Origin of the sequence: Metapseudomonas resinovorans (assembly GCF_002003485.1) — a bacterium.
Lineage (GTDB): Bacteria > Pseudomonadota > Gammaproteobacteria > Pseudomonadales > Pseudomonadaceae > Metapseudomonas > Metapseudomonas resinovorans_D.
Genome location: NZ_BDMA01000057.1, coordinates 1 through 25,000 on the forward strand (window position 1 = coordinate 1; position 25,000 = coordinate 25,000).

Here is a 25,000-nt window from a genome sequence, read left to right on the forward strand (position 1 = left end):
TGTAATCGCGCTGGCTACGTCGTACACCTTCTGCCATGGAGCGCTCCTGAAAATAAGGGCAAAGGTGTAAACCTTATTCAGGACGGGACACGTCCAACAAAAAAGCCGAGGCGGTGACCCGCGCTCGGCTTTTCTTCCACATGCCCGCGAAAATCAGAGGTTGCGCAAGGCATCCAGCAACGCCTGGTTCTGCTCGGGCGTGCCGATGGTGATACGCAGGAACTGGGCGATGCGCTCCTGCTTGAAGTGGCGAACGATCACGCCCTGTTCGCGCAATCCAGCTGCGATACCGGCGGCATCCTTTTGCGGATGGCGGGCGAAGACGAAGTTGGCCGCCGAGGGCAATACCTCGAAGCCCAGCTTGCCCAACTCAGCCACTAGCAACTCGCGGCTGTCGATCACCTTGCGGCAGGTTTCGTCGAAGTAGGCCTTGTCTTCGAAGGCGACCGCGGCGCCGGCGATGGCCATGCGATCCAGAGGGTAGGAGTTGAAGCTGTTCTTGATCCGCTCCAGTGCCTCGATCAGGTCCGGGTGGCCGACAGCCAGACCAACCCGCAGCCCCGCCAGGGAACGCGACTTGGACAGGGTCTGGGTCACCAGCAGGTTCGGATAACGGTCCACCAAGCTGATGGCGGTCTCGCCACCGAAGTCGATGTAGGCCTCATCAACCAAAACAACGGTATCCGGATTGGCCTTGAGCAGACGTTCGATAGCCTCCAGCGCCAGCAGGCAGCCGGTGGGGGCATTGGGGTTGGGGAAGACGATGCCGCCATTGGGGCGCGCGTAGTCCTCAACGCGGATCTGGAACTGCTCATCCAGCGGCAGCGCCTCAAACGGGATGCCATACAGGCCGCAGTAGACCGGGTAGAAGCTGTAGCTCACATCCGGGAAGAGCAGCGGCTTGCCGTGCTGGAACAGGCCGTGGAACGCGTGGGCCAGGACCTCGTCCGAGCCGTTTCCGACGAACACCTGGTTGGTCTGCACGCCGTAGTAGTCGGCCACCGCCTGCTTCAGGCGATCACTATTCGGGTCCGGGTACAGGCGTAGGTTGTCACCCACCTCAGCCTGCATGGCCGCCACCGCCTTGGGCGATGGGCCGTAAGGGTTCTCGTTGGTGTTCAGCTTGACCAGCTTCGCCAGCTTGGGTTGTTCGCCAGGAACGTAGGGCACCAGCCCCTTGACGAAGGGACTCCAGAATTTGCTCATGCTCACTCCCCCTTGATACGGAATTCGGCGCTGCGCGCGTGGGCGGTCAGGGACTCGCCGCGCGCCAGGATGGACGCTGTCTTGCCCAGTTCGGACGCACCGTCGGCCGAGCAGAAAATGATCGAGGAACGCTTCTGGAAGTCATACACGCCCAGCGGCGAGGAGAAGCGCGCGGTGCCGGAGGTCGGCAGCACGTGGTTCGGGCCGGCGCAGTAGTCGCCCAGGGCTTCCGCGGTGTAACGGCCCATGAAGATGGCGCCCGCGTGGCGAATATGCGGCAGCCAGGCCTGCGGATCGGCAACGGACAGCTCCAGGTGCTCGGGAGCGATACGGTTCGCCACCTGGCACGCCTGGGCCTGGTCGGCCACGAGGATCAATGCGCCACGATTCTGCAGCGAGGTGCGGATGATCTCGGCGCGTTCCATGGTCGGCAGCAGCTTGTCGATGCTGGCGGCCACCTTGTCGAGGAAGGCGGCATCGGGGCTGACCAGAATGGCCTGCGCGTCCTCATCGTGCTCGGCCTGGGAGAACAGGTCCATGGCGATCCAGTCCGGATCGGTTCCGCCGTCGCAGACCACGAGGATTTCCGACGGACCGGCGATCATGTCGATGCCGACCTGGCCGAAGACGTGACGCTTGGCCGTGGCGACATAGATGTTGCCCGGGCCGACGATCTTGTCCACCTGGGGGACGCTCTCGGTGCCGTAGGCCAGTGCGGCCACGGCCTGGGCGCCGCCGATGGTGAAGACGCGATCCACGCCGGCCACACAGGCGGCCGCGAGGACGATCTCGTTGATTTCACCACGCGGCGTCGGCACGACCATTACCACTTCGGCGACGCCGGCGACTTTGGCGGGAATTGCGTTCATCAGCACTGACGACGGATAGGACGCCTTGCCACCGGGTACGTAAAGACCGGCGCGATCCAGCGGAGTCACCTGCTGGCCCAGCACCGTGCCATCGGCTTCGGTGTAGGTCCAGGAATCCTGCTTCTGCTTCTCGTGGTAGTTACGTACGCGAGCGGCAGCGGTTTCCAGCGCCTCGCGCTGCTCGGCGGTGATGCGGGTCAGGGCCAGTTCCAGACGCTCGCGCGGCAGGATCAGTTCCGCCATGGTGGTCGCCTGCACACCGTCGAAACGCTGGGTGAATTCAACTACGGCAGCGTCGCCACGCTCACGTACAGCCTGGATGATGTCGAGGACACGTTGATTGACCGCTTCGTCGGACACGCTTTCCCAGCTCAGCAGATGATCCAGGTGTCGTGCGAAGTCCTGATCAGCGGCATTGAGTCGGCGGATGGCGATTGGAGCGGTCATAGCGGGCCTCTTGAATGGCAATTGCTCGGGCGCCGCTAGAGTAGCAAGCCCACCGTGCGGGCACCCGAGAATATTGGCTATGACACGGATAGGCGCGTGCGGCGCAGGGCCGCACTCAAGGTGTCAGCTTTGGTGTCGCGACTCGACCGCGCCGCGCAGCACTTCGATCAGTGCCTGGATGCGCGCGTGCTGCATCTTCATCGATGCCTTGTTGACGATCAGTCGCGAGCTGATGGTAGCGATCAGCTCCTGGGGCTCCAGGCCGTTGGCGCGCAGGGTATTGCCGGTGTCGACGACGTCGATGATTTTGTCAGCCAGACCCACCAGGGGCGCCAGCTCCATCGAGCCATAGAGCTTGATCACGTCGACCTGGCGGCCCTGCTCGGCGTAGTAGCGCTTGGCGACGTTTACGAATTTGGTGGCTACACGCAGGCGCCCCTTGGGCTCAGGCGCACCGACCGCACCTGCGGTCATCAGCTTGCAGCAGGCGATCCGGAGGTCGAGGGGCTCATACAGGCCCTGGCCGCCGTACTCCATCAGCACGTCCTTGCCGGCAACGCCGAGATCGGCCGCGCCATGCTCGACGTAGGTCGGCACGTCGGTGGCACGCACGATGAGCAGGCGCACATCCTCCTGGGTGGTGGGGATGATCAGCTTGCGGCTCTTGTCCGGATTCTCGGTGGGTACGATACCGGCCTCGGCAAGCAGCGGCAGGGTGTCGTCGAGAATTCGGCCCTTGGACAGCGCGATGGTGAGCATGAAACTGGATTTCCTTGGCTACGGCCCTCTGCGGGCCTATTGCGCGGTCGTAACGGACCGGCCCACTCAGGGCCGGCCCTCGTTTCGACCTAACCCGGCACGCGGCGAATCTTGGCGCCGAGCAACTGCAGTTTTTCTTCGATGCACTCGTAACCACGGTCGATGTGGTAGATGCGATCGATCAGGGTATCGCCCTCTGCCACCAGGCCGGCGATCACCAGGCTGGCGGAAGCCCGCAGGTCGGTCGCCATGACCGGGGCGCCCTTGAGCTTCGGCACGCCGGTAACGATGGCGGTGTTGCCTTCCACCAGGATCTGAGCGCCCATGCGATTCATTTCGTAGACGTGCATGAAGCGGTTTTCGAACACGGTCTCGATCACTGCACCGGTGCCTTCGGCCACGGCGTTCATGGAGATGAACTGGGCCTGCATGTCGGTGGGGAATGCCGGGTACGGCGCAGTGCGCAAGTTGACCGCTTTCGGGCGATTGCCCTTCATGTCCAGCTCGATCCAGTTGTTCCCGGTGTTGATGTGTGCACCGGCCTCTTCCAGCTTCTGCAGCACGGCTTCGAGAATGGTCGGATCGGTGTCCTTCAACTTGACGCGGCCACCCGTGGCGGCAGCGGCCACCAGGTAGGTGCCGGTTTCGATACGGTCGGGCATCACGTTGTAGCGAGCACCGCCGAGGCGCTTCACGCCATCGATGGTGATGGTGTCGGTGCCGGCGCCCTGGATCTGCGCACCCATGGCGATCAGGCAGTTGGCCAGGTCGACCACTTCCGGCTCGCGGGCGGCGTTCTGCAGAACGCTGCGGCCATTGGCCAGCGCTGCGGCCATCATGATGTTTTCGGTACCGGTCACACTGACGGTGTCGAAGAAGAAGTTGGCACCACGCAGACCGCCGGCCGGAGCCTTGGCCTTGATGTAGCCGCCTTCGACGTCGATCTTCGCACCCATGGCCTCGAGGCCGCGGATGTGCAGGTCTACCGGACGGGAGCCGATGGCACAGCCGCCGGGCAGCGCGACTTCAGCTTCACCAAAGCGAGCCACCATCGGACCAAGTACCAGGATGGAAGCGCGCATGGTCTTGACCAGTTCGTATGGCGCGACCAGGGTCTTGATGCTGCTGGCGTCAACTTCGACGGCCAGCTTCTCGTCGATCACCGGCTGCACGCCCATGCGACCGAACAGTTCGATCATGGTGGTGATGTCGTGCAGGTGCGGCAGGTTGGCCACGGTGACCGGGGTATCAGCCAGCAGGGTAGCGGCCAGGATCGGCAACGCGGAGTTCTTCGCGCCGGAAATGCGGATCTCGCCATCGAGGCGTTGACCGCCGGTAATAATCAGTTTGTCCATAGCTCTCTCGAAAGCTGGCTCAGGAACGCTGGGCCCAATCGGCCTGGCTGAAGAATTTCATGGTGACGGCATGGATGCTGCCATCGGCGATCCAGGCATTCAGGTGGGCATATACCTGCTGCTGACGCTTCACCGGGCTCAGGCCGGCCAGCTCGTCGCTGATCAGGTTCAACTGGAAGTTGCAGCCTTCCCCTTCAACTTCCACCTGGGTACCTGGCAGTTTCGCCTCCAGGAGGCTTTTCACTTCTACGGCCTGCATGCTCAACCTCAATCGGCGCCCAACGCGCGCGGGTCGGCCATGATACAAAAAAGCCCTCCACCTGCGAACCCCGCGCGCGCGGGGCCTGACGGAGGGCCGTTGGACCGGCTCAAGCTTCCAGTGGCAGCAGCTCGGTCAGCCCGGAGACGTCGGCGATCTGCCGCATGTCCTCCGGCATTCCACGTACCGTCATCGACTTGCCGGCAGCGCTGGCATCGCGCATGAACGCCAGCAGCAGGGCAAGGCCGACACTGCTGGTCCTCTCTATTGCCGAGCAATCCAGCATCACGGAGGCGGTACTGCTCGCCTTGATCAGTTGCCTACCGGCCTCACGCAGCTGCGGTCCGGTGCTGTAATCGAGCACACCGACCAGGCGCAGCTCGCCCGGAGCGGCCTGCTCGATACGGGCCTCGCTCATTGACCGCCCGCCTGCTTGGCTTCTTCGGTCGCTTTGGCCTTGGCGACCACTTCGGCCCAACCATTGATGGTCTTGTCGAGATCATTGCCATTGCGCTGCATGCTGTCGGCGAACTGGTCGCGGAACAGCTTGCCGATGTTGATGCCATTGATGATCACGTTGCGCAGCATCCACTGCCCATTAATGCTCACCATGGTGTAAGACACCGGATAGATGGAACCGCTGCGCCCTGTGACTTCCATATTGACGCTGGCGCGCCCATCACCGCCTTCTTTGGCGTTGAGTACGCGGATGTTCTGGTTGTCGTACTCCAGCAAGGCGTTGCCGTAGAACTGGATCAGGCTGCGTTTGAAGTTCTCCTGGAAGCGGGTCATCTGCTCAGGAGTGGCGTTACGCGAGTATTTCACGGTCATGATGCTGCGGGAGATGCCATCGGTATCCACCACTGGGCCGAGGATTCCGTTCAGAGCGTCGTAAAAGGCATCCGGGTTGGTGCGATATTGCTCTTTGTTGGCCTTGAGATCGGCCAGCAGTTGGTCGGTGGTCTGCTGCACCACATCGCGCGCGTTCGGCGCGGCGGTAGCCAGCAGGGGCAGGGCCGCCAGCAGGACCAGCAGGCCGTTTCGCAGGGCTTTGATCATGTTTCGAATCCTCATTTGCTTTCTTTGTTGACCGTGTTCAGCAGGAACTTGCCAATCAGGTCTTCCAGCACCAGGGCCGACTGGGTGTCACGGATGGTGCCGCCATCCTTGAGCAACTCCTCGTCGCCACCGACGCTGATACCGATGTATTTCTCGCCCAGCAACCCGGCCGTGAGGATGGAAGCGGTGGAGTCCGTCGGCAGGTTGTCCACACGCTTCTCGACTTCCATCGTGACGCGACCGGTATAGCTATCGCGATCCAGATCAATAGCGGTGACCTTACCGATGGTGACACCGGCCATGGTGACCTTTGCTCTGACAGTCAAACCGGCAATATTGTCGAAATGCGCGTAAAGCTTGTAGGTGTCTTCACTGGCGCCGTAGGACAGGCCGCTGACCCGCAGGGCCAGAAGCAGCAAGGCCAACAGACCGGCCAGGAGGAACAGGCCGACACCAATCTCCAAGGTGCGGATTTGCATCAGAAATCTCCAAACATCAAGGCGGTCAGGATGAAGTCCAGCCCCAGCACGGCGAGTGAGGCGTAGACCACGGTTTTAGTCGTTGCGCGGCTGATCCCTTCCGAGGTCGGCTCGCAGTCATAACCCTGGAACACGGCGATCCAGGTCACCACGAAGGCGAATACGACGCTCTTGACCACGCCGTTCAGCACATCCTCGGTGAATTGCACGCTGTTTTGCATGTTGGCCCAGAAGGAGCCCTCATAAACGCCCAGCCAGTCCACGGCCACCATGGCGCCGCCCCAGATGCCCACCACACTGAAGATCATCGCCAGCAGTGGCATCGAGATGAAACCGGCCCAGAGCCGTGGGGCAATAATGTACTTGAGCGGGTCGACACCGATCATTTCCAGGCTGGAGAGCTGCTCGGTGGATTTCATGTTGCCGATCTCGGCAGTCAGCGCCGAACCCGCACGACCGGCGAAGAGCAGGCCGGTCACCACCGGACCAAGTTCCCGCAGCAGGGTCAGCGCAACCATCTGCCCCACCGCCTGTTCTGAACCGTAGTCGACCAGGATGTTGTAGCCCTGCAGGGCCAGCACCATACCGATGAACACGCCGGAAACGACGATGATCGCCAGCGACAGCACCCCAACGGCATAGAGCTGTTTGAGCAGCAACTGGAAGCCATTGCCGACGCCGGTGCGACCGAACAGGGCATGCAACAGGAACAGCGTGGAGCGCCCCAGCGCTTGCAGCACGTCCAGACCGGAACGCCCGAGCAGGCGAATGCGCTCGAGCAAGGATTTCTTGCGCATCAGCGCCCCCCCAGCAAGTCTTTACGGTAATCAGGTGCCGGGTAATGGAAGGGCACCGGTCCATCCGGAATGCCTTTCATGAACTGGCGGATACGCGGGTTTTCGGAATTCATCAGCTCGTCAGGGGTCCCCTGCCCCAGTACCTGGGCATCTCCCACTACATAGATGTAGTCGGCGATGCTGGCGGTTTCCGCCAGGTCGTGGGAAACCACGATGCTGGTGATACCGAGCGCGTCGTTGAGCAGGCGGATCAAGCGCACCAGCACCCCCATGGCAATGGGGTCCTGGCCGACGAACGGCTCGTCGTACATCAAGATCTGCGGATCGAGGGCAATTGCACGCGCCAGCGCCACACGCCGCTTCATGCCCCCGGACAATTCGTCCGGCATCAGCTCAATAGCGCCGCGCAGTCCCACTGCCTGAAGCTTCAGCAGAACAATGTCACGAATCATTTCCTCGGGCAGTTTGGTGTGTACCCGCAGGGGAAATGCAACGTTCTCGAAGACATCCAGATCGGTGAACAATGCACCGCTCTGGAACAGCACGCCAAACTGCTTGCGCATGTCGAACAGGTCGGCGCGGGAGAGTTTGGGCAGATTCTGTCCGTTGACCCAGACCTCGCCACTGGCAGGCTTGAGCTGGGCTGCGATCAGGCGCAGCAGCGTAGTCTTGCCGCAGCCGGAAGGCCCCATGATGCCGGTGACCTTGCCGCGCGGGATACGGATATCGACATCTTGGAAAATGCTGCGCGTGCCACGTTTGAAGGTAACCCCCTTCAATTCCACGGCGTAGGTGTTTTCGGCACTCATCTAGACTCCTTGCGATACAGCCTCCCTTGAAGACGACGCGCCCCGACGCAAGGACACTCCGCTCAGGACGGGCCGAACAAGGCGCGAACTATATCACCGCGCTATTGCGCCTCCCAAGGCCACGCCTGCGTCTGTTCAGCTTTGCGACAGCTTCCACGGCATTGGCGCGTGAGCTAAATCACCTTTATCGCTATAATCGGCGCCTTTTCCTACGGCCACTGCACGCCCCATGAGCCAATCCAGCGATCTCATCAAGTCCGCACAACGCACTATCCAACTCGAACGCGAGGCGATCGACGCCCTCCTGCCGCGCATCGACGCCGATTTCGTTCGTGCCTGCGAGCTCATCCTGGCCTGCAAAGGACGCGTTGTGGTGGTAGGCATGGGCAAGTCCGGGCATGTCGGCAACAAGATCGCAGCAACTCTGGCCAGCACTGGCACGCCGTCCTTCTTCGTACACCCGGCCGAGGCCAGCCATGGCGACATGGGCATGATCACCCGTGAAGACGTGGTCCTGGCGCTCTCCAACTCCGGATCGACTGCCGAGATCGTCACCCTGCTGCCGCTGATCAAGCGCCTGGGGATCACCCTGATCAGCCTCACCGGCAATCCCGACTCGCCGCTGGCCAAGGCTGCGGGCGCCAATCTGGATGCCCGCGTGGCCCAGGAAGCCTGCCCACTGAACCTGGCCCCCACCTCGTCCACCACGGCCGCGCTGGTTCTGGGCGACGCTCTGGCCATCGCCCTGCTGGAAGCCCGCGGTTTCACTGCCGAGGATTTCGCCTTTTCCCATCCGGGTGGCGCACTTGGCCGTCGCCTGCTGCTGAAGGTGGAGAACATCATGCATGGCGGCGACAGCCTGCCCAGCGTTGCGCGCGGTACGCCGCTTCGCGAGGCTCTCCTGGAAATGACCCGCAAGGGCCTGGGTATGACCGCAGTGGTGGAAACTGATGGCCACCTCGCCGGCATCTTTACCGACGGCGACCTGCGCCGCACCCTGGACAAGGGTGTCGACGTGCGCCTGGCCAGCATCGACGATGTCATGACCATCCACGGCAAGACGGTACGCCCGGACATGCTTGCCGCCGAAGCGCTGAAGATCATGGACGACCACAAGATCAACGTGCTGGTCGTGGTCGACACAGATGACCGCCCCATCGGCGCGCTGCACATCCATGACATGACCCGCGCAGGAGTGATCTGATGAGCAATGAACTCCTCAGCCGCGCCAAGGCCGTTCGCCTGGCCGTGTTCGACGTGGACGGTGTGCTGACCGACGGCCGCCTCTACTTCCTGCCCGGAGGCGGAGAATTCAAGACTTTCAACACCCTCGACGGCCAGGGCATCAAGATGCTGATGAATGGCGGAGTTCGCACGGCCATCATCAGCGGTCGCCAGTCGGAAGTGGTCGAGCGCCGCGCGCAGAATCTCGGTATCCAGCACCTGTTCCAGGGGCGCGAAGACAAACTGGTGGTTCTTGATGGCCTGCTCGCGGAGCTGGGCCTGAACTATGACCAGGTCGCCTATCTCGGCGACGATCTGCCCGATCTTCCAGTGATTCGTCGCGTCGGCCTGGGCATGGCCGTGGCCAACGCCGATGCATTCGTTCGCCAGCATGCCCACGGCATCACCCAGGCGCGCGGCGGCGAGGGCGCGGCCCGCGAGTTCTGCGAACTCATCCTGCGCGCCCAGGGCAGCCTGGAAGCGGCGCAAGCCGCCTATCTCTGAGGTCCCGATGCCAAAGAACATCCGCCTTGCGCTGATCCTGATCCCGATCGCTGCACTACTCATCGCTCTGGGCTACTGGAATATCCGTCCTGAAAGCTTCATGGACCGGACAGTCGCTCCAGGCAACGACAACGCCATCGATTTCTACGTGGAAAACGGCAAGAGCACCCAGTTCCAGGAAGACGGCAAGCTCCACTACGAAATGACCGCCACCCGTCTCGAACATATAAAGGCCACCGATGTCACACTGCTGACCAGTCCGGACCTGCTTCTGCACCGCGGCACCGCCTATCCCTGGCATGTACAAAGCGAGCGCGGTGAAGTCGGCCCTGAAGGCAAGCAGGTCGAATTGATCGACAAGGTCCGAGTGGCGCGCACCGACGGCAAAGGCCGCCCGACCATCCTGACCACCAGCCGCCTGACCGTGTTCCCTGACGAGGAATATGCGCAGACCCAGCAAGCCGTTAGAATCGACGCGGCCAATGGGGTGACCACGGCACAAGGAATGAAAGCGTACTTGAATGACAGCAGGATGATCCTGCAGTCCAACGTAAGAGGCCAGCATGAGGTTCGTTAAAACCCTCCCCCTGTTGCTCAGCCTGGGCACCGCACTCGGAAGTGCTGCCGCCTGGGCCCTGCCCACGGACCGCGATCAACCGATCCGCGTCCAGGCCGACAGCGCCGAGCTCGATGACAAGCAGGGCGTCGCCGTCTACCGCGGCAACGTCGTGATCACCCAGGGCACCCTGAAGATCACCGGCGACACCGTCACCATCACCCAGGACGCGAATGGCGATGTCGAGGTCTTCACCTCTGTCGGCAAGCCCGCGTACTACGAACAGAAGCCCGCAGTGGACAAGGAAATCGTCAAGGCCTACGGCCTGACCATCCAGTACTTCGCTGCCAACGAGCGCATCATCCTGCTCGACCAGGCCAAGGTGATCCAGGAAGGCAATACCTTCGAAGGCGAGAAGATCGTCTATGACACCCAGCGCCAGATCGTCAACGCAGGACGCGCTACTGGCACCAATGTCAGCACGCCGCGTCCGCGGATCGACATGGTTATCCAGCCGAAGAAGAAAGAGCAGAAAGCACAGTAATGGCGACTCTCAAAGCCCAGCATCTGGCCAAGAGCTACAAGAGCCGCCAGGTGGTACGCGATGTCAGCCTGTCGATCGACAGCGGACAGATCGTTGGCCTTCTCGGCCCCAACGGCGCCGGCAAGACCACCTGCTTCTACATGATCGTCGGCCTCGTCCAGGCCGACCAGGGCCGCGTCCTGATCGACCAGCAGGATGTCACCCACCAGCCCATGCACGGCCGCGCCCGTGCGGGTATCGGCTATCTGCCGCAAGAAGCGTCGATCTTCCGCAAGCTCAGTGTGGCCGACAACATCATGGCGATCCTCGAGACCCGCAAGGACCTCGATCGCGCCGCACGCCGCAAGGAGCTGGAAAGCCTGCTGCAGGAGTTCCACATCAGCCACATTCGCGACAGCCTCGGCATGAGCCTGTCGGGCGGTGAGCGCCGCCGTGTGGAAATCGCCCGTGCGCTGGCCACCTCCCCCAAATTCATCCTGCTGGACGAACCCTTCGCCGGCGTGGACCCCATTTCCGTGGGCGACATCAAACAGATCATCCATCACCTCAAGGCGAAGGGAATCGGTGTACTCATCACCGACCACAACGTGCGTGAGACCCTGGACATCTGCGAGACCGCCTACATTGTCAGTGACGGACAACTGATCGCAGAAGGTAGCGCGGAAGCCATCCTGGCCAACCAGTTGGTGAAGGAAGTCTATCTCGGCCACGAGTTCCGCCTGTAGCGTTCCGCAGCATCGCCTACAAGATGGCTTGCGCGAGCTAGGAAAATCCTTCAAGGTCAGGCATATAATTTGCTTCCTGGTGGCGCTTCGGCGCCCTGTAGTGGATGGCGCGTGAGCGCCGGCGAATCAAGGTGCAAAGCCCTCTGCCATGAAACCATCGCTAGTCCTCAAGATGGGCCAGCAGCTGACGATGACCCCGCAGCTGCAACAGGCCATCCGCCTGCTCCAACTCTCTACCCTGGACCTCCAGCAGGAGATCCAGGAAGCGTTGGAATCCAACCCGATGCTCGAGCGGCAGGAGGATGGCGACGATTTCGACACCTCCGACCCAATGGCCGAAGGTGACCAACAGCCCAATACGGGCAACCAGGAAACCAGCTTCCAGGAGTCCAGCGTCGAGACCAATGCCGAAGCCATGGAAGATGGCGAATGGCATGAACGCATTCCGAGCGAGCTCCCGGTCGACACGGCCTGGGAAGACGTCTACCAGACCAGCGCCAGCAGCCTGCCGAGCAATGATGACGACGAGTGGGATTTCACCTCGCGCACCTCGGTCGGCGAAAGCCTGCAAAGCCACCTGCTCTGGCAGTTGAACCTGGCCCCCATGTCGGACACCGACCGCCTGATCGCGGTCACCCTGATCGACTGCATCAATAACGACGGCTACCTCGAAGAGTCGCTGGCAGAGATCGTCGAAGCCTTCGACCCCGAGCTCGGCATCGAGCTCGACGAAGTCGAAGTCGTCCTCCATCGCATCCAGCAGTTCGAGCCCGCCGGCATCGGCGCCCGCGACCTGCGCGAATGCCTGATCCTGCAACTCCGCCAACTGCCACCGGGCACCCCGTGGCTGATCGAGGCCCAGCGCCTGGCCGGCGATTTCCTCGATCTGCTCGGCAGCCGTGACTACAGCCAACTGATGCGGCGCATGAAGGTCAAGGAAGATGAGCTGCGTCAGATCATCGAACTGATCCAGGCCCTGAATCCGCGTCCCGGCTCGCAGATCGAAGCCAGCGAACCTGAATACGTGGTGCCCGACGTGATCGTCCGTAAGCACAACGAACGCTGGCTGGTTGAACTGAACCAGGAAGCCGTACCACGCCTGCGGGTCAACCCGCACTACGCCGGTTTCGTTCGTCGCGCCGATTCCAGCGCCGACAACACCTTCATGCGCAATCAGCTTCAGGAAGCGCGCTGGTTCATCAAGAGCCTGCAGAGCCGCAACGAGACCCTGATGAAGGTCGCCACCCAGATCGTCGAGCACCAGCGCGGCTTCCTGGAATATGGCGATGAGGCGATGAAACCCCTGGTCCTGCACGACATCGCCGAAGCCGTGGGCATGCACGAGTCCACCATTTCGCGCGTGACCACGCAGAAATACATGCACACTCCCCGCGGAATCTACGAGCTGAAGTACTTCTTCTCCAGCCACGTCAGTACCTCCGAAGGCGGCGAATGTTCGTCTACCGCGATCCGCGCCATCCTCAAAAAACTGGTCGCAGCGGAAAATCCGAAAAAGCCGTTGAGCGACAGCAAGATCGCTGGTTTACTGGAGGCACAGGGCATTCAAGTGGCCCGTCGCACAGTAGCCAAGTATCGCGAATCCCTTGGGATAGCGCCTTCCAGCGAGCGGAAGCGACTGATGTGACGCGGAAATTGACCCACGCCAAAGTGTTCCGGTGGCAGGCCCGTTAGCCTGTCTCTTATACACGGGCAATAAGGAGAAAGCGGTATGCAAGTCAACATCAGTGGACATCAACTGGATGTGACCGACGCCCTGCGCGATTATGTCGGCGAGAAACTTGGCCGGCTCGAGCGCCACTTCGACAAGATCACCAATGTGCAAGTCATCATGGAGGTCGAGAAACTGAAGCAGAAGATCGAAGCCACCTTGCACATCGCTGGTGGGGAGGTCGTGGCCAATGCGGAACATGAAGACATGTACGCCGCCATCGACCTGCTTACCGACAAACTTGACCGCCAACTGATCAAACACAAGGAAAAGCAGTTGAATCGCCAGCAGGGCGCTACGGCCCGCTGACACTCTTCCCCTTCCTATGATTCGACTCGAGCAAATCCTGACCCCCGGCCGTTCCCTGGTGAACGTGCCGGGCGGCAGCAAAAAGCGTGTACTGGAACAGATTGCCAAGCTGGTTTCCCGTGATCTTCCCGACCTCGACAACCAGGATATCTTCGAAAGCCTGGTAGCCCGGGAGAAGCTCGGTTCCACCGGTTTCGGCAACGGCATCGCCATTCCCCACTGTCGCCTCACCGGCTGCATGGCACCCATAAGCGCCGTGCTGCGCCTTGACGCTCCAGTCGATTTCGACGCCATCGATGGTGCTCCGGTTGACCTGCTGTTCGTCCTGCTGGTCCCGGAAGCTGCTACCGATGAGCACCTTGAACTGCTCCGACAGATAGCCAGCATGCTCGACCGCAGCGATGTACGCGAGCGACTGCGCCAGGCTCCCGACAGCGCCAGCCTCTACCAGGTAGTGGTGGACGTGCAGAGCGGACGCTAGGGCTTCACCATGCGCCTGATCATCGTCAGCGGCCGCTCCGGGTCGGGCAAGAGCACCGCCCTCGATGTTCTCGAGGACCACGGCTACTACTGCATCGACAACCTCCCCGCCGGCCTGCTTCCCGAGCTAGCCGAACGGGCGTTGTTGCACACCGAACTGCTGCAACCCCAGGTCGCCGTCTCTATCGACGCGCGCAACCTGCCCAGCCATTTGCAACGTTTCCCCGAGCTACTCGCCGAGGCCCGCAATCGTCACATCAAATGCGACGTGCTCTACCTCGACGCCGAGCACGACACCCTGCTCAAGCGCTTCTCCGAAACGCGCCGGCGCCATCCACTGACCAATGACAATCGCTCCCTGGCCGAGGCCATTCGGGACGAGGAAGTGCTGCTGGCACCCATTGCCGATCTCGCTGACCTGAAGATCGACACCACGCATCTCAACCTCTACCAGCTGCGCGACAGCATCAAGCTACGCCTGCTCAATCAACCCGAGCCTGGTACAGCCTTCCTGATCGAATCTTTCGGCTTCAAGCGCGGCATGCCTGTGGATGCTGACCTGGTGTTCGACGTACGTTGCCTGCCCAACCCCTACTGGAAGCCTGAATTGCGCGACCATTCGGGGCTTGATTCGGTGGTGGCCGAATACCTTGCTGGCCAGCCGGATGTGGAGGAGATGTATCAGGATATCCACAGCTACCTGAGCAAATGGCTGCCACGCTTCGCCGCCAGCAACCGGGCTTATGTCACCATCGCCATCGGCTGCACCGGCGGGCACCACCGCTCGGTGTACATTGCCGATCGCCTGGGAGCAGCACTGAAACCCAGTTTGACGAATGTCCAGGTTCGCCACCGCGACCTCAGTTAGAAGGATTGGAAACGCGATGCCTGCCTGCGAGATCACGATCATCAACAAGCTTGGCCTGCACGCCCGGGCGGCGGCGAAGTTCGTCGGCGTGGCCGGTCGCTATCCCTGCCAGATCCGCGTGGGTCGCAGCCCCGAAAGCCTGGTCGACGGCAAGAGCATCATGGCGGTGATGATGCTGGCTGCGGGCAAGGGCACGCCCATCCACCTGCATACCGAAGGTGATCAGGACGACGACGCCCTCAATGCCTTGATCGAGCTGATCAACAACAAGTTCGACGAAGGTGAATGACTGTCATCTGCCCCAATGAAAAACGCGCCCATCAGGGCGCGTTTTTCATTCTGGAGACAGGCAGCCTCAGCTACCGGCCACCGTCATTTTCTCGATGAGCACCGAGCCGGTGCGGATATTGCCACGCAGCTCCAGGTCGCTGCCCACGGCCAGGATCTGGCGGAACATATCCTTGAGATTGCCGGCGATGGTGACTTCCTGCACCGGGAACTGGATTTCTCCGTTCTCCACCCAGTAGCCAGCAGCGCCACGGGAGTAATCACCGGTCACCATATTCAGCCCCTGCCCCATCAGCTCGGTCACCAGCAGGCCGCGGCCCATGCGACGCAACAGGGCTGCGAGGTCTTCCTGGCCATGGCTGACGAAGAGGTTGTGCACACCGCCGGCGTTGGCCGTGCTCGGCAGGCCCAGCTTGCGGCCGGAATAGGTGCCGAGGATGTAGGACACCAATTCGCCTTTCTCGACGAAGGGCTTGGCATAGGTTGCCAAACCGTCGTTGTCGAAAGCCGCGCTGGCCATGGCTCGCGGAATGTGCGGACGCTCGTCGATGGACAGCCACTCGGGGAACAACCGCTGGCCCAGGGCACCCTCGAGGAACGAGGATTTACGGTACAGGTTGCCGCCGGAGATGGCGCCGAGGAAGCTGCTGAACAAACCGGTGGCCAACTCGGCGGCGAACAGTACCGGTACCTCGCAGGTGGGCACCGGGCGGGCGCCAAGACGGGCCGCGGTGCGTTCGGCAGCGCGACGGCCAATGCTGGCCGGATCGGCAAGCTGACTGCCAATGCGGCTGACGTCATACCAGTAGTCGCGCTGCATCTGCCCCTGCTGCTCGGCAATCATCACGCAACTCAGACTGTGCCGCGTGCTCGCATAACCACCGACGAAACCATGGCTGTTGCCGTAAACGCGGCAACCCTGGTGGGTATTGAGGGTGGTGCCGTCCGCCTTGCTGACACGCTTGTCGGTCTCGAAGGCCGCCGTCTCGCAAATCAGCGCCTGCTCCACCGCCTGCTCGGGGGTGATCGACCACGGATGGTAGAGATCCAGTTCCGGCAGGTCGCGGGCCATCAGCGCGGCATCGGCCAGGCCGGCGCATTCGTCTTCCGAGGCATGCTTGGCGATGGCGAGCGCAGCGGCGACGGTTTCGCGAATCGCGTCCTCGCCGCTGGCCGAGGTACTGGCCGAGCCCTTGCGCTGGCCGACATACAGGGTTATGCCGAACCCCTGGTCACGGTTGAACTCGACTGTTTCCACCTCGCCATGGCGAACCGTGGTGGAGAGTCCCTGCTCTACTGAAACAGCCACCTCACAGGCGCTGGCGCCCTGGCGCCGGGCCTCGGCGAGGATGCGTTCGACCCGCGCCTGCAATTCCGGCAATGCTTCCGGGCCGACCACTTCTACTTCACTCATAGCCACTCCAGTTCAAATAGTGTTCGACGCGGCAGACGCAACCCGGCGCCCCGCCGCATTTACCGCACTCCGGCGGCGCCAGCCGGGCCGGACAACGCGGCCCCGACTGGTTATCATGGCGGCGTTTCCCATTGGACCACCCCCATGTCTGAATTCCTCGACGACGACTTCTCTGGCGAGAAGAGCAAAACCCAGGTCAAACGCGAGCTGCATGCCCTGCAGGAACTCGGCGAGCGCCTGACGACCTTCAAGGCCGACGTGCTGGCCAAGCTGCCGCTGACCGACGCCCTGCAAAAAGCCCTGGCTGAAGCGCCGAAGCACAAGGCGAATGTCGCCCGCAAACGGCACATCCAGTACATCGGCAAGCTCATGCGCGAGCAGGACGTCGAGGCCATCGTCGCCCTCATCGACCAGCTCGACAGCTCCACCCGTGAGTACAACGAACGCTTCCACGCCCTGGAGCGCTGGCGCGACCGCCTGATCGAAGGTGGCGATACCGCCCTGGAAAGCTTCGTCGCCGACTACCCGGAAACCGACCGCCAGCATCTGCGCGGCCTGATCCGTCATGCCCAGCACGAAGCGGCCCACAACAAACCGCCGGCCGCTGCGCGCAAGGTGTTCAAGTACATCCGCGACCTGGACGAAGCCAAGCGCGGCTTGCGCTGATCCTTCCGGGGGCCGCCATCAGGCCCCCGTCCCACCGACCGTGATCGCATCGATCTTCAGGGTCGGCTGACCCACGCCAACGGGCACCGATTGCCCATCCTTGCCGCAGGTACCCACGCCGCTGTCCAGCGCCAGGTCATTGCCGACCATGGACACCCGGCTCATCGCCTCCGGACCGTTGCCGATCAGGGTGGCGCCCTTCACCGGCGCGGTGATCTTGCCGTTCTCGATCAGGTAGGCCTCGCTGGTGGAGAAAACGAACTTGCCACTGGTGATATCCACCTGGCCGCCTCCCAGGTTCGCGCAGTAGATACCGCGCTCCACCGATTCGATGATTTCCTGGGGATCGCTCTTGCCGGCCAGCATGTAGGTGTTGGTCATGCGCGGCATCGGCAGGTGCGCATAAGACTCACGGCGGCCGTTGCCGGTACGCGCCACCTTCATGAGGCGGGCGTTCAACTTGTCCTGCATGTAGCCCTTGAGCACGCCATTCTCGATCAGGGTGGTGCACTGCGTCGGTGTGCCTTCGTCGTCGACGCTGAGGGAGCCTCGGCGATAGGCCAGGGTGCCGTCATCAACGATGGTGCAGAGGCTGGAAGCGACCTTCTCGCCGATGCGACCGCTGTAGGCGGAGCTGCCCTTGCGGTTGAAATCGCCTTCAAGGCCGTGACCCACGGCTTCGTGCAGCAGCACGCCGGACCAGCCCGCCCCCATCACCACCGGCAGGGTGCCGGCCGGCGCGGGAATGGCTTCCAGGTTGACCAGCGCCTGGCGCAGGGCCTCACGGGCGTAGCCCATGGCACGGTCTTCCTGGAGGAAGTAACGATAGTCGGTACGCCCGCCGCCACCGTGGCCACCGCGCTCGCGACGACCATTCTGCTCGACGATGACGCTGACGTTGAAACGCACCAATGGGCGCACATCCGCGCCCAGGCTGCCATCGCTGGCGGCGATCAGAATGCGTTCCCACACACCGGCCATGCTCACGGTGACCTGCTTGATGCGTGGGTCCAGCGCGCGGGTGGCGGCGTCCACCTGCTTCAGCAATTCCACTTTCTCGGCACGGCTGATCACGTCCAGCGGGCTGCTGGAATCGTAGAGCCGGGTGATCTGCGGGCTGGCGAAGGCCTGGACTCTACCCTCCTGGCCAGCGCGGGAGATCGAACGTGCGGCGCGCGCCGCCTGGCGCAGCGCTTCGCCGGTGATGGCGTTGCTGTAGGCGAAGCCGGTCTTCTCGCCGGACTGGGCACGCACGCCCACGCCTTGATCGAGGTGGAAACTGCCTTCCTTGACGATGCCGTCCTCCAGCACCCAGGACTCGGAGATTTGTCCCTGAAAGTAGAGATCAGCGGCATCGATACCAGGACCGGCCAGCTCGCCGAGGATCTCCGGCAACTGCTCGATGCTGAGGTCGCCGGGCGCCAGCAGATGCTCGCTGACGGATAACAAGAGGTCGCTCATAACTTCTCCGTACGCGCCGGCCCGGGAGTGGCCGGCGTAATGAATCTTCTGTGGGTGCTTACCGGCATGCGCTGGCGGACCGCCGCCTGTTCCTCGGCATCGCGTTCCGCAATCAGTACACCTTCGCCACTGGGCTTCTCGGCCAGCACACGGCCCCACGGGTCGACGATGGCGGAATGGCCGAAGGTTTCCCGTGGGCCGGGATGTACACCGCCCTGCCCGGCTGCCAGCAGGTAGCACTGGGTTTCGATGGCGCGGGCGCGGACCAGCACCTGCCAGTGAGCAGCGCCCGTCACGGCGGTAAAGGCTGCGGGCGCGGTGATCAGCTCGGCACCGGCCTCGCGGAGGGCGCCATAGAGCTCGGGGAAACGCAGGTCATAGCAGACGGTCAGGCCAAGACGCCCTACCGGAGTATCGGCCACCACCACCTGGGCGCCGTGGGCATAATCATCGGACTCACGATAGCGGCCACGATTGTCGGCCACATCCACATCGAACAGATGGATCTTGTCGTAACGCGCGACGCGCTCGCCCTGCTCGTCGATCAGCAGGGAACAGGCATTGGCCTTGTCCGCTGGCCGTCCGTCGGGCGGCAAGGGCAAGGTACCCGCCACTATCCACAGTTTGAGATCGCGCGCCGCCTGGCGCAGCCAGGGCAGGATCGGACCCTGCCCTTGCGCTTCGGCGCGGCCCAGGTCGGCCAGGTCGCGACGACCGATGGCCGCGAAGTTCTCTGGCAGCACGGCCAGGCGGGCGCCACCTTCAGCGGCCTGTTCCAGCAGGCGCCGGGCGCTGGTGAGGTTGGCCAGGACATCGTCCTGACTGACCATCTGAATCACGGCAAGGGACATCGGAATCTCCGCACAAGGCATGGGATGCATGCTACCCCAAGCCACGAAAGCTCGCTTTAACGAGACTTCTCAAATGGCTTTTCAAAGGTGATCTTGGGGCTCTTCCAGGAACCTTCAACCTTGTATTGCACGCTGGCGAAGCGCGCCACCTTGTCGCCCAGCAGCTTGTCCACGACGAAGAGCGCGCCACCAATGGCCGGCGCACCGACGATCAGCGCCGCCAGCGGCAGGTTGTTGGTCACGGGGAGGGTCACCAGCAGCTTGGCGTCGATGCGATCGGCTGCCAGGTCCAGGGTGCCGTCCAGTTCCAGTCCGCTGGACGGGCCTTCGAGGGTGATCGGCTTGCGCGTCACGAAACGTCCCTCGCTTCCCACCAGCAATCCCTTGACCCGGTCGTAGGCCAGGCCCTTGCCCAGCAGGTCAGAGAAATCCAGGCGCAGACGGCGGCCGATGGAGTTGAAGTTGAGCAGGCCGAACACCCGCAATGCCTGGGCGCCACCTTCCACTTCGACGAACTGGCCATTACGCAGGCTGGCATCCAGAGACCCGGAGAATCGTTTCAGGCTGACCCAGGCCGGAGATCCGGGCCAGCGGCCATCTGCGTCGAGGCGGAAGCGCTCGCTGGTGGCTGAAGGGGCGAAGTTCCAGGCCTTGAGCACATCAGCCAGGTTCTTGCCTTCGAGCCGTCCCTTGTACCAGGACGCACTGTCTTCAGCCGCTCCCTCCCAGCCTGCCGTCCCGGAGACTTTCAGCCCCTTGAGGTCGAGGTCCAGCTCACTAAACGCCACGCCTTTGGCACTGGGACGAGCCTTGAACGACCAGGCACCCAGCGGAGAGTCGCCCAGCATCACCTGATCGATACGCACGTCCATTGCCGGGACCTTATGGGGGTCGATGCCCGCCATAGGGTCGGGTCTGGCGTCGGCTTCCGCATCGTTTTCAGGAGGCTTGGGCAGTCGAATCTGCTTCATGCGGATGGCAATGGGCACATCCTTGGCGTCCGCCATCACGACCGTTCCCTGCATGAGGGCGCTGTCCAGCCCGAGATTCCAGCCCGCACTGGAGCGGTCGAGCTTGACCTTGAGATTCTCGAAGGTCGTGCCGAAGCCCTTGAACTGGCCGATCTCCAGATCAGCGCTGCGCAACATGCGGGCCTTCTCGGCGCCGTCCTTCGGTGTGTATTGCTTGGCCAGCGCCAGCCAGGGCGCTGTGTCCAGCTCCGCGACTCGGCCCCGGACACTCAGGCCCTTGGTACCCGGCGCCATTGCGGCGCCACCGCCCAGCACCAGCTCGCCACGTCCGTCTTCCAGCTTGCCCACCGGTGCCGCCAGGGCGAGGCTGGCGAGCCCTGCGTAGTCCAGCCAATAGCTCCGCTCGTCGCCTTCCAGGGTCATGCGCCAGCTGGCATCGCGGCTGTCGTCAGCGGCCTTGCCGAACGGCGCCGGCAGGTCGATTGCCAGCCCCTTGAGGTTGGAATCGATGCGCAGCTGGCTGTTCGGTCCATCCAGGCTCAGGTTCAAGTTGTAGGGCAACGAGCCCGAAGCCGGCAACGGCTGGGTGACGCCGAGCCATTTGGTGAGGTCGTTCAAGGCGATGCTGCTGGTTGCGAGGATTCGCGAGCGGGCCTTGCCGTTGCTGCCCTCGGCCTTGGCACTGGCGCGGACCTCGTGACCGAACGCTTGGCCACGAATATCCTGGGCGCTGAGCCCCGTGTCGGTGTCGTAGCGGAAGGCGCCCTTGAGCTGGCTGAGGGACAACTCCGGACGGGCGATCTTCAACTGCGCGCCCTGGGTGGCGAGGTCCACCACCACATGGGGCGCATGCCCCTTCTCCAACGGGATGTCCAGCTTCAAATTGCCGTCGAGGGTGCCCTGCCCCTGCCAGCCGGCGAAGATGCTCGCCGTTCCCATCGGGGCTTGCTGAAGGATTTTCAGTCCATCGGTGAAGCTGCTGTCGAGCTTGGCATCCAGTTGCAGGCGCGCCACTTGCCCGGGCTCGACATGGGGCACCTCGGCCTCGGCATCGCTCACCCGGGAGTCGAGGATGCGCCCGGCCGGCACCTTGATGCGCACGCCGGTGTCCTCGATGAACACGTCGCCGCGAGCCTCGCGCAGTTCCGGCCACCCGGGCTGATAGGCGAGTTCGGCATCGTGGACCTTGAAAAACAGGCTGATGGAACGGGCCGCAGGACTCGCCTCACGGGCCAGGGAGCCCTGGTACTGGAAGAAGCCCTCGTCCACCGCCCCGCCCTTGATCGCCTGCTTGAGCCATTTGGCCAGGGCCGGGCTAAGCCCTGGAGAGCGGGTGGGCAGGTACTTCTCGGTGTAGCGGGCATCGCCATCGCGCAGTCCCACCCGCAAGTCCATGTAGTCCTCTGCCTCGGGATCACGCATTAGCCGGATCAGCATGTCGCCGGCAATGCTGCCCTCCTCGCCTTCCAGCCGCATGTAAGGGCTGGCCAGGGTCACGGCGGTTTCGTCCAGGCTCCAGGTCAGCCGGGCATTGGCCTCCCGATAACGCCAGGCCTTGGGGAACAGGTGATCGAGGTGCAGGGCGAAGTCACTCGAATCCAGGCGCAGTTCACCCTGGTGGAGATCCCCCGTCACGCTGCCGCTGACGTTCTCGACCGCCGGGGCGCCGTGGTAGGCGTCGATACCGACGGAGTCCAGGTTGCTGCTGAACTCCAGCCGTTTGGCACCTTCCTGTTGCGGACGGTAATGCAGGCTGAGGTTGCGCAGGGCACCACGAGGCTTGAGGCCGGCGACAGCAGCTGCCGCCTGCTCTGGAAGCGGTGCGAGGGCCTCCACTACAGGCAGCAGCGGCCCTACGTCGAGACGATCGGCAACCAGCGACCATTCCGGCTGCTCGCCGGACTTGTGGTCGAGACGCAGGTGGGCCTCGCCCCAACGCTCCTTGCCGATGTTCGCGGCAAGGGAATCGAGCAGGACCTGAAAACCTTCATCGGTCCGGGTAAAGAAGATATTCAACCCGAGGTTCGCGAGGGTGACCGCCTTGCGCTCGGCATAGGCGCCGCGAATCTCCGGCGCATGCAGACGCATTGCCGCACGCTGCAAACCACCCTTGGCCCACTCGCCCCAGATTTCGCCACCGGCCTGCAGGCGCTGCAGATGCCAGTCGCGGGTGAGGCTGGCAGGCAGCCAGCGTGCCCAGTCGGTTTGCGGCAGGCTGAGATAGAGTTCGGCCTCGCTCTGCAGCCAGGCGTCGGCATTGAGACGGGAACGCAGGCGCACGGCCATGGGTTGCCCATCCGGCAGTGTCAGGTGGCCATCGAGGCGCTGGCGACTACCGCTGGCCCTCAGGCTGAGGCTGACATCGGTAAGGCTTGCGGGTTTGTGCCCGTACGGCTCCAGAGTGAGCTGGCTGTTCAGCACGGATACATGACCGACCTGCTTCAGCAGGTCGCGCAACTGCCTTGGACCCGGCAGGGGCTTGTCGGAACTGGAAGCGAGCCCTTCGAGCTTCCATTTACCGGCTTCGTCCTGGTGCAAGCCAAGCTGCACCCCGTCCAGTTCCAGGCGGGCAATCCGTGGCTGCTGCGCCAGCAGGCTGCCCATGACGTCGGGCATCAGACGAATCTGATCCAGGCGCAGGGCATTGTCGCCCTCCCCCAGCAGCACATCGTGAGCGATCAGCAGCGGAGACAGCCCGTGCCAGCGGCCCTCCAGGGCGCCAAGCGTCACCCGCTGCCCCAGTGCCGCCGACGCCTTGGCTTCCGCCTCGGCGCGGTACTCGGCCACCAGGGGCACGAGTTCCCGTCCGAGGCTGACGTAGAGCGCGGCCAGCACCAGGAAAAGCGCGCAAAGCCCCAGCGACCAGCGCAGGAGGCGCATCAACCAGCGGGCGAAGGCGTCCACTCAGCGCCTCAGAGCAGGACCACGTCGTACTGTTCCTGGGAATACATGGTTTCCACCTGGAACTTGATCGGACGGCCGATGAAGGCCTCCAGATCGGCGACGTTGCCCGATTCTTCGTCCAGCAGGCGATCCACGACCTTCTGGTTCGCCAGCACCAGATAGCCTTCCGCCTGATAGGCCCGGGCCTCCCGCAGGATTTCGCGGAAGATTTCGTAGCAGATGGTTTCCGCGGTCTTCAGCAATCCGCGTCCCTGGCAGCACGAACAAGGCTCGCAAAGCACCTGGATCAGGCTCTCGCGGGTGCGCTTGCGGGTCATCTGCACCAGGCCAAGTTCGGTGATACCGATGATGTTGGTCTTGGCGTGGTCGCGCTCCAGTTGCTTTTCCAGGGTCCGCAGCACCTGGCGCTGGTGCTCTTCATCTTCCATGTCGATGAAGTCGATGATGATGATGCCGCCCAGGTTGCGCAGGCGCAGCTGGCGGGCGATGGCGGTGGCAGCCTCGAGGTTGGTCTTGAAGATGGTCTCCTCGAGGGTGCGGTGACCAACGAAGGCGCCGGTGTTCACATCGATGGTGGTCATCGCCTCTGTCGGGTCGATGATCAGGTAGCCGCCGGATTTCAGCAGGACCTTGCGCTCGAGGGCCTTCTGGATTTCGTCCTCGACGCCGTAGAGGTCGAAGATCGGCCGCTCGCCGGGGTAATGCTCCAGACGGTCGGCGACTTCCGGCATCAGTTCATCGACGAACTGCGTGACCTTCTGGAAGGTTTCCCGGGAATCGATGCGGATCTTCTCGATGCGCGGATTGACCAGGTCGCGCAGGGTTCGCAGCGCCAGGCTCAGGTCTTCGTAGATGACCGAGGGCGACGAAGCGGTCTGCATCTGCGAGGAAATCTGCTCCCACAGGCGGCGAAGATAGCGGATGTCCGCAAGGATCTCGTCGGCGCGGGCACCATCGGCGGCGGTACGCAGGATGAAACCACCCGCTTCCTCGATGCCCTCGGCGGCGATGCAATCGGCCACGACCTGCTTGAGGCGCTCACGCTCGGCCTCGTCCTCGATCTTCAGCGAAATGCCCACATGGCTGGTGCGCGGCATGTACACCAGGTAACGCGACGGAATCGACAGCTGGGTGGTCAGACGTGCGCCCTTGCTACCGATGGGGTCCTTGGTGACCTGCACCACCAGGCTCTGGCCTTCGTGGACCAGTGCACTGATGCTCTCCACCGCGCTGCCTTCGCGGTTGCTGATTTCCGAGGCATGGATGAACGCGGCGCGGTCCAGGCCGATATCGACAAACGCTGCCTGCATTCCCGGCAGCACCCGCACCACCTTGCCCTTGTAGATGTTGCCGACGATGCCACGACGCAGGGTGCGCTCGACATGCACCTCCTGCAGCACGCCGTTCTCCACCACCGCCACGCGCGACTCCATTGGGGTGATGTTGATCAGAATCTCTTCGCTCATG

At 63.0% G+C, this 25,000-nt stretch carries 26 protein-coding genes; 11 read left to right on the forward strand and 15 right to left on the reverse strand.

Annotated elements, in window-relative coordinates:
* Nucleotides 1-153: 153 nt before the first annotated feature.
* The 10 genes from hisC to MnOB_RS14900 all read right to left on the reverse strand — a co-directional run bounded on the left by hisC (nucleotide 154) and on the right by MnOB_RS14900 (nucleotide 8,039).
* Nucleotides 154-1,206 (reverse strand): histidinol-phosphate transaminase, encoded by a 1,053-nt coding sequence (hisC, locus tag MnOB_RS14855; protein ID WP_077525001.1) that lies wholly within the window; start codon nucleotides 1,204-1,206, stop codon nucleotides 154-156.
* Between the two features lie 2 nt (nucleotides 1,207-1,208).
* Entirely contained in the window at nucleotides 1,209-2,522 is a 1,314-nt protein-coding gene (hisD, locus tag MnOB_RS14860) for a histidinol dehydrogenase (RefSeq protein WP_077525002.1), read from the reverse strand.
* A 123-nt stretch (nucleotides 2,523-2,645) separates the two neighbouring features.
* A complete protein-coding gene (gene hisG, locus MnOB_RS14865) occupies nucleotides 2,646-3,281 on the reverse strand; it encodes an ATP phosphoribosyltransferase (RefSeq protein WP_077525003.1) in 636 nt (211 codons plus the stop codon).
* A gap of 89 nt (nucleotides 3,282-3,370) precedes the next feature.
* A complete protein-coding gene (murA, locus tag MnOB_RS14870; RefSeq protein WP_077525004.1) occupies nucleotides 3,371-4,636 on the reverse strand; it encodes a UDP-N-acetylglucosamine 1-carboxyvinyltransferase in 1,266 nt (421 codons plus the stop codon).
* A 19-nt stretch (nucleotides 4,637-4,655) separates the two neighbouring features.
* Nucleotides 4,656-4,895, reverse strand: coding sequence for a BolA family protein (locus tag MnOB_RS14875; RefSeq protein ID WP_077525005.1), 240 nt, complete (start codon nucleotides 4,893-4,895; stop codon nucleotides 4,656-4,658).
* 109 nt (nucleotides 4,896-5,004) lie between these two features.
* Complete coding sequence (locus tag MnOB_RS14880; protein ID WP_077525006.1) at nucleotides 5,005-5,313, reverse strand: STAS domain-containing protein; 309 nt, start codon at nucleotides 5,311-5,313, stop codon at nucleotides 5,005-5,007.
* Nucleotides 5,310-5,954 carry an MlaC/ttg2D family ABC transporter substrate-binding protein gene (locus MnOB_RS14885; protein ID WP_077525007.1) on the reverse strand — a complete coding sequence of 215 codons (645 nt, stop codon included), beginning with the start codon at nucleotides 5,952-5,954 and terminating at the stop codon, nucleotides 5,310-5,312. The genes MnOB_RS14880 and MnOB_RS14885 overlap by 4 nt, the downstream gene beginning before the upstream one ends.
* An 11-nt stretch (nucleotides 5,955-5,965) precedes the next feature.
* Nucleotides 5,966-6,433: an outer membrane lipid asymmetry maintenance protein MlaD gene (gene mlaD, locus MnOB_RS14890; RefSeq protein WP_077525008.1), complete on the reverse strand. Its 468-nt coding sequence runs from the start codon at nucleotides 6,431-6,433 to the stop codon at nucleotides 5,966-5,968.
* Complete coding sequence (gene mlaE, locus MnOB_RS14895; protein WP_077525009.1) at nucleotides 6,433-7,230, reverse strand: lipid asymmetry maintenance ABC transporter permease subunit MlaE; 798 nt, start codon at nucleotides 7,228-7,230, stop codon at nucleotides 6,433-6,435. The genes mlaD and mlaE overlap by 1 nt, the downstream gene beginning before the upstream one ends.
* Nucleotides 7,230-8,039, reverse strand: coding sequence for an ATP-binding cassette domain-containing protein (locus MnOB_RS14900; RefSeq protein ID WP_077525010.1), 810 nt, complete (start codon nucleotides 8,037-8,039; stop codon nucleotides 7,230-7,232). Before MnOB_RS14900 ends, mlaE begins: the two co-directional genes overlap by 1 nt.
* 229 nt (nucleotides 8,040-8,268) lie before the next feature.
* Between MnOB_RS14900 and MnOB_RS14905 the strand changes: the two genes are divergently transcribed.
* The 10 genes from MnOB_RS14905 (at nucleotide 8,269) to MnOB_RS14950 (ending at nucleotide 15,267) form a co-directional block, all read left to right on the forward strand.
* A complete protein-coding gene (locus MnOB_RS14905; protein WP_077525011.1) occupies nucleotides 8,269-9,243 on the forward strand; it encodes a KpsF/GutQ family sugar-phosphate isomerase in 975 nt (324 codons plus the stop codon).
* Nucleotides 9,243-9,767, forward strand: a complete 525-nt coding sequence (locus tag MnOB_RS14910) for a KdsC family phosphatase (protein WP_077525012.1) — start codon at nucleotides 9,243-9,245, stop codon at nucleotides 9,765-9,767. Before MnOB_RS14905 ends, MnOB_RS14910 begins: the two co-directional genes overlap by 1 nt.
* A 7-nt stretch (nucleotides 9,768-9,774) precedes the next feature.
* Complete coding sequence (gene lptC / locus MnOB_RS14915; RefSeq protein WP_077525013.1) at nucleotides 9,775-10,344, forward strand: LPS export ABC transporter periplasmic protein LptC; 570 nt, start codon at nucleotides 9,775-9,777, stop codon at nucleotides 10,342-10,344.
* On the forward strand, nucleotides 10,331-10,867 hold the full coding sequence (lptA, locus tag MnOB_RS14920; protein ID WP_077525014.1) for a lipopolysaccharide transport periplasmic protein LptA: 537 nt from the start codon (nucleotides 10,331-10,333) through the stop codon (nucleotides 10,865-10,867). The genes lptC and lptA overlap by 14 nt, the downstream gene beginning before the upstream one ends.
* Nucleotides 10,867-11,592: an LPS export ABC transporter ATP-binding protein gene (gene lptB, locus MnOB_RS14925; RefSeq protein WP_077525015.1), complete on the forward strand. Its 726-nt coding sequence runs from the start codon at nucleotides 10,867-10,869 to the stop codon at nucleotides 11,590-11,592. Before lptA ends, lptB begins: the two co-directional genes overlap by 1 nt.
* Nucleotides 11,593-11,740: 148 nt before the next feature.
* Nucleotides 11,741-13,237: an RNA polymerase factor sigma-54 gene (locus MnOB_RS14930; RefSeq protein WP_077525016.1), complete on the forward strand. Its 1,497-nt coding sequence runs from the start codon at nucleotides 11,741-11,743 to the stop codon at nucleotides 13,235-13,237.
* 84 nt (nucleotides 13,238-13,321) lie between these two features.
* Entirely contained in the window at nucleotides 13,322-13,630 is a 309-nt protein-coding gene (gene hpf, locus MnOB_RS14935) for a ribosome hibernation-promoting factor, HPF/YfiA family (RefSeq protein WP_028628496.1), read from the forward strand.
* Between the two features lie 16 nt (nucleotides 13,631-13,646).
* Nucleotides 13,647-14,111 (forward strand): PTS IIA-like nitrogen regulatory protein PtsN, encoded by a 465-nt coding sequence (ptsN, locus tag MnOB_RS14940; RefSeq protein ID WP_077525017.1) that lies wholly within the window; start codon nucleotides 13,647-13,649, stop codon nucleotides 14,109-14,111.
* Between the two features lie 9 nt (nucleotides 14,112-14,120).
* Nucleotides 14,121-14,978 (forward strand): RNase adapter RapZ, encoded by an 858-nt coding sequence (gene rapZ, locus MnOB_RS14945; RefSeq protein ID WP_077525018.1) that lies wholly within the window; start codon nucleotides 14,121-14,123, stop codon nucleotides 14,976-14,978.
* 16 nt (nucleotides 14,979-14,994) lie between these two features.
* Nucleotides 14,995-15,267, forward strand: coding sequence for an HPr family phosphocarrier protein (locus MnOB_RS14950; RefSeq protein ID WP_077525019.1), 273 nt, complete (start codon nucleotides 14,995-14,997; stop codon nucleotides 15,265-15,267).
* A 66-nt stretch (nucleotides 15,268-15,333) separates the two neighbouring features.
* On the opposite strand, the gene pmbA is transcribed toward MnOB_RS14950, so the two are convergent.
* Complete coding sequence (gene pmbA / locus MnOB_RS14955) at nucleotides 15,334-16,680, reverse strand: metalloprotease PmbA (RefSeq protein ID WP_077525020.1); 1,347 nt, start codon at nucleotides 16,678-16,680, stop codon at nucleotides 15,334-15,336.
* Between the two features lie 144 nt (nucleotides 16,681-16,824).
* Between pmbA and yjgA the strand changes: the two genes are divergently transcribed.
* Nucleotides 16,825-17,346, forward strand: coding sequence for a ribosome biogenesis factor YjgA (gene yjgA / locus MnOB_RS14960; RefSeq protein WP_077525021.1), 522 nt, complete (start codon nucleotides 16,825-16,827; stop codon nucleotides 17,344-17,346).
* Between the two features lie 18 nt (nucleotides 17,347-17,364).
* Here yjgA and tldD read toward each other — a convergent pair whose 3' ends face one another.
* Genes tldD through rng form a run of 4 tightly spaced genes read right to left on the reverse strand, consistent with a single transcriptional unit; the run spans nucleotide 17,365 to nucleotide 24,999 of the window.
* Nucleotides 17,365-18,807: a metalloprotease TldD gene (gene tldD, locus MnOB_RS14965; protein WP_077525022.1), complete on the reverse strand. Its 1,443-nt coding sequence runs from the start codon at nucleotides 18,805-18,807 to the stop codon at nucleotides 17,365-17,367.
* A complete protein-coding gene (locus tag MnOB_RS14970) occupies nucleotides 18,804-19,658 on the reverse strand; it encodes a carbon-nitrogen hydrolase family protein (protein ID WP_077525023.1) in 855 nt (284 codons plus the stop codon). Before MnOB_RS14970 ends, tldD begins: the two co-directional genes overlap by 4 nt.
* Before the next feature lie 56 nt (nucleotides 19,659-19,714).
* Complete coding sequence (locus MnOB_RS14975; protein ID WP_077525024.1) at nucleotides 19,715-23,533, reverse strand: YhdP family protein; 3,819 nt, start codon at nucleotides 23,531-23,533, stop codon at nucleotides 19,715-19,717.
* An 8-nt stretch (nucleotides 23,534-23,541) separates the two neighbouring features.
* A complete protein-coding gene (gene rng / locus MnOB_RS14980; protein ID WP_077525025.1) occupies nucleotides 23,542-24,999 on the reverse strand; it encodes a ribonuclease G in 1,458 nt (485 codons plus the stop codon).
* Between the last annotated feature and the right edge of the window lies 1 nt (nucleotide 25,000).

Coding starts and splice junctions, on each gene's coding strand:
- MnOB_RS14950 (WP_077525019.1), top strand. CDS start 14,995: ATGCCTGCCTGCGAGATCACGATCATCAACAAGCTTGGCCTGCACGCC.
- hisD (WP_077525002.1), bottom strand. CDS start 2,522: ATGACCGCTCCAATCGCCATCCGCCGACTCAATGCCGCTGATCAGGAC.
- hisC (WP_077525001.1), bottom strand. CDS start 1,206: ATGAGCAAATTCTGGAGTCCCTTCGTCAAGGGGCTGGTGCCCTACGTT.
- MnOB_RS14905 (WP_077525011.1), top strand. CDS start 8,269: ATGAGCCAATCCAGCGATCTCATCAAGTCCGCACAACGCACTATCCAA.
- MnOB_RS14875 (WP_077525005.1), bottom strand. CDS start 4,895: ATGCAGGCCGTAGAAGTGAAAAGCCTCCTGGAGGCGAAACTGCCAGGT.
- lptC (WP_077525013.1), top strand. CDS start 9,775: ATGCCAAAGAACATCCGCCTTGCGCTGATCCTGATCCCGATCGCTGCA.
- rapZ (WP_077525018.1), top strand. CDS start 14,121: ATGCGCCTGATCATCGTCAGCGGCCGCTCCGGGTCGGGCAAGAGCACC.
- murA (WP_077525004.1), bottom strand. CDS start 4,636: ATGGACAAACTGATTATTACCGGCGGTCAACGCCTCGATGGCGAGATC.
- mlaD (WP_077525008.1), bottom strand. CDS start 6,433: ATGCAAATCCGCACCTTGGAGATTGGTGTCGGCCTGTTCCTCCTGGCC.
- rng (WP_077525025.1), bottom strand. CDS start 24,999: ATGAGCGAAGAGATTCTGATCAACATCACCCCAATGGAGTCGCGCGTG.
- MnOB_RS14970 (WP_077525023.1), bottom strand. CDS start 19,658: ATGTCCCTTGCCGTGATTCAGATGGTCAGTCAGGACGATGTCCTGGCC.
- MnOB_RS14900 (WP_077525010.1), bottom strand. CDS start 8,039: ATGAGTGCCGAAAACACCTACGCCGTGGAATTGAAGGGGGTTACCTTC.
- ptsN (WP_077525017.1), top strand. CDS start 13,647: ATGATTCGACTCGAGCAAATCCTGACCCCCGGCCGTTCCCTGGTGAAC.
- mlaE (WP_077525009.1), bottom strand. CDS start 7,230: ATGCGCAAGAAATCCTTGCTCGAGCGCATTCGCCTGCTCGGGCGTTCC.
- yjgA (WP_077525021.1), top strand. CDS start 16,825: ATGTCTGAATTCCTCGACGACGACTTCTCTGGCGAGAAGAGCAAAACC.
- MnOB_RS14885 (WP_077525007.1), bottom strand. CDS start 5,954: ATGATCAAAGCCCTGCGAAACGGCCTGCTGGTCCTGCTGGCGGCCCTG.
- pmbA (WP_077525020.1), bottom strand. CDS start 16,680: ATGAGTGAAGTAGAAGTGGTCGGCCCGGAAGCATTGCCGGAATTGCAG.
- MnOB_RS14930 (WP_077525016.1), top strand. CDS start 11,741: ATGAAACCATCGCTAGTCCTCAAGATGGGCCAGCAGCTGACGATGACC.
- lptB (WP_077525015.1), top strand. CDS start 10,867: ATGGCGACTCTCAAAGCCCAGCATCTGGCCAAGAGCTACAAGAGCCGC.
- hpf (WP_028628496.1), top strand. CDS start 13,322: ATGCAAGTCAACATCAGTGGACATCAACTGGATGTGACCGACGCCCTG.
- hisG (WP_077525003.1), bottom strand. CDS start 3,281: ATGCTCACCATCGCGCTGTCCAAGGGCCGAATTCTCGACGACACCCTG.
- tldD (WP_077525022.1), bottom strand. CDS start 18,807: ATGAGCGACCTCTTGTTATCCGTCAGCGAGCATCTGCTGGCGCCCGGC.
- lptA (WP_077525014.1), top strand. CDS start 10,331: ATGAGGTTCGTTAAAACCCTCCCCCTGTTGCTCAGCCTGGGCACCGCA.
- MnOB_RS14910 (WP_077525012.1), top strand. CDS start 9,243: ATGAGCAATGAACTCCTCAGCCGCGCCAAGGCCGTTCGCCTGGCCGTG.
- MnOB_RS14880 (WP_077525006.1), bottom strand. CDS start 5,313: ATGAGCGAGGCCCGTATCGAGCAGGCCGCTCCGGGCGAGCTGCGCCTG.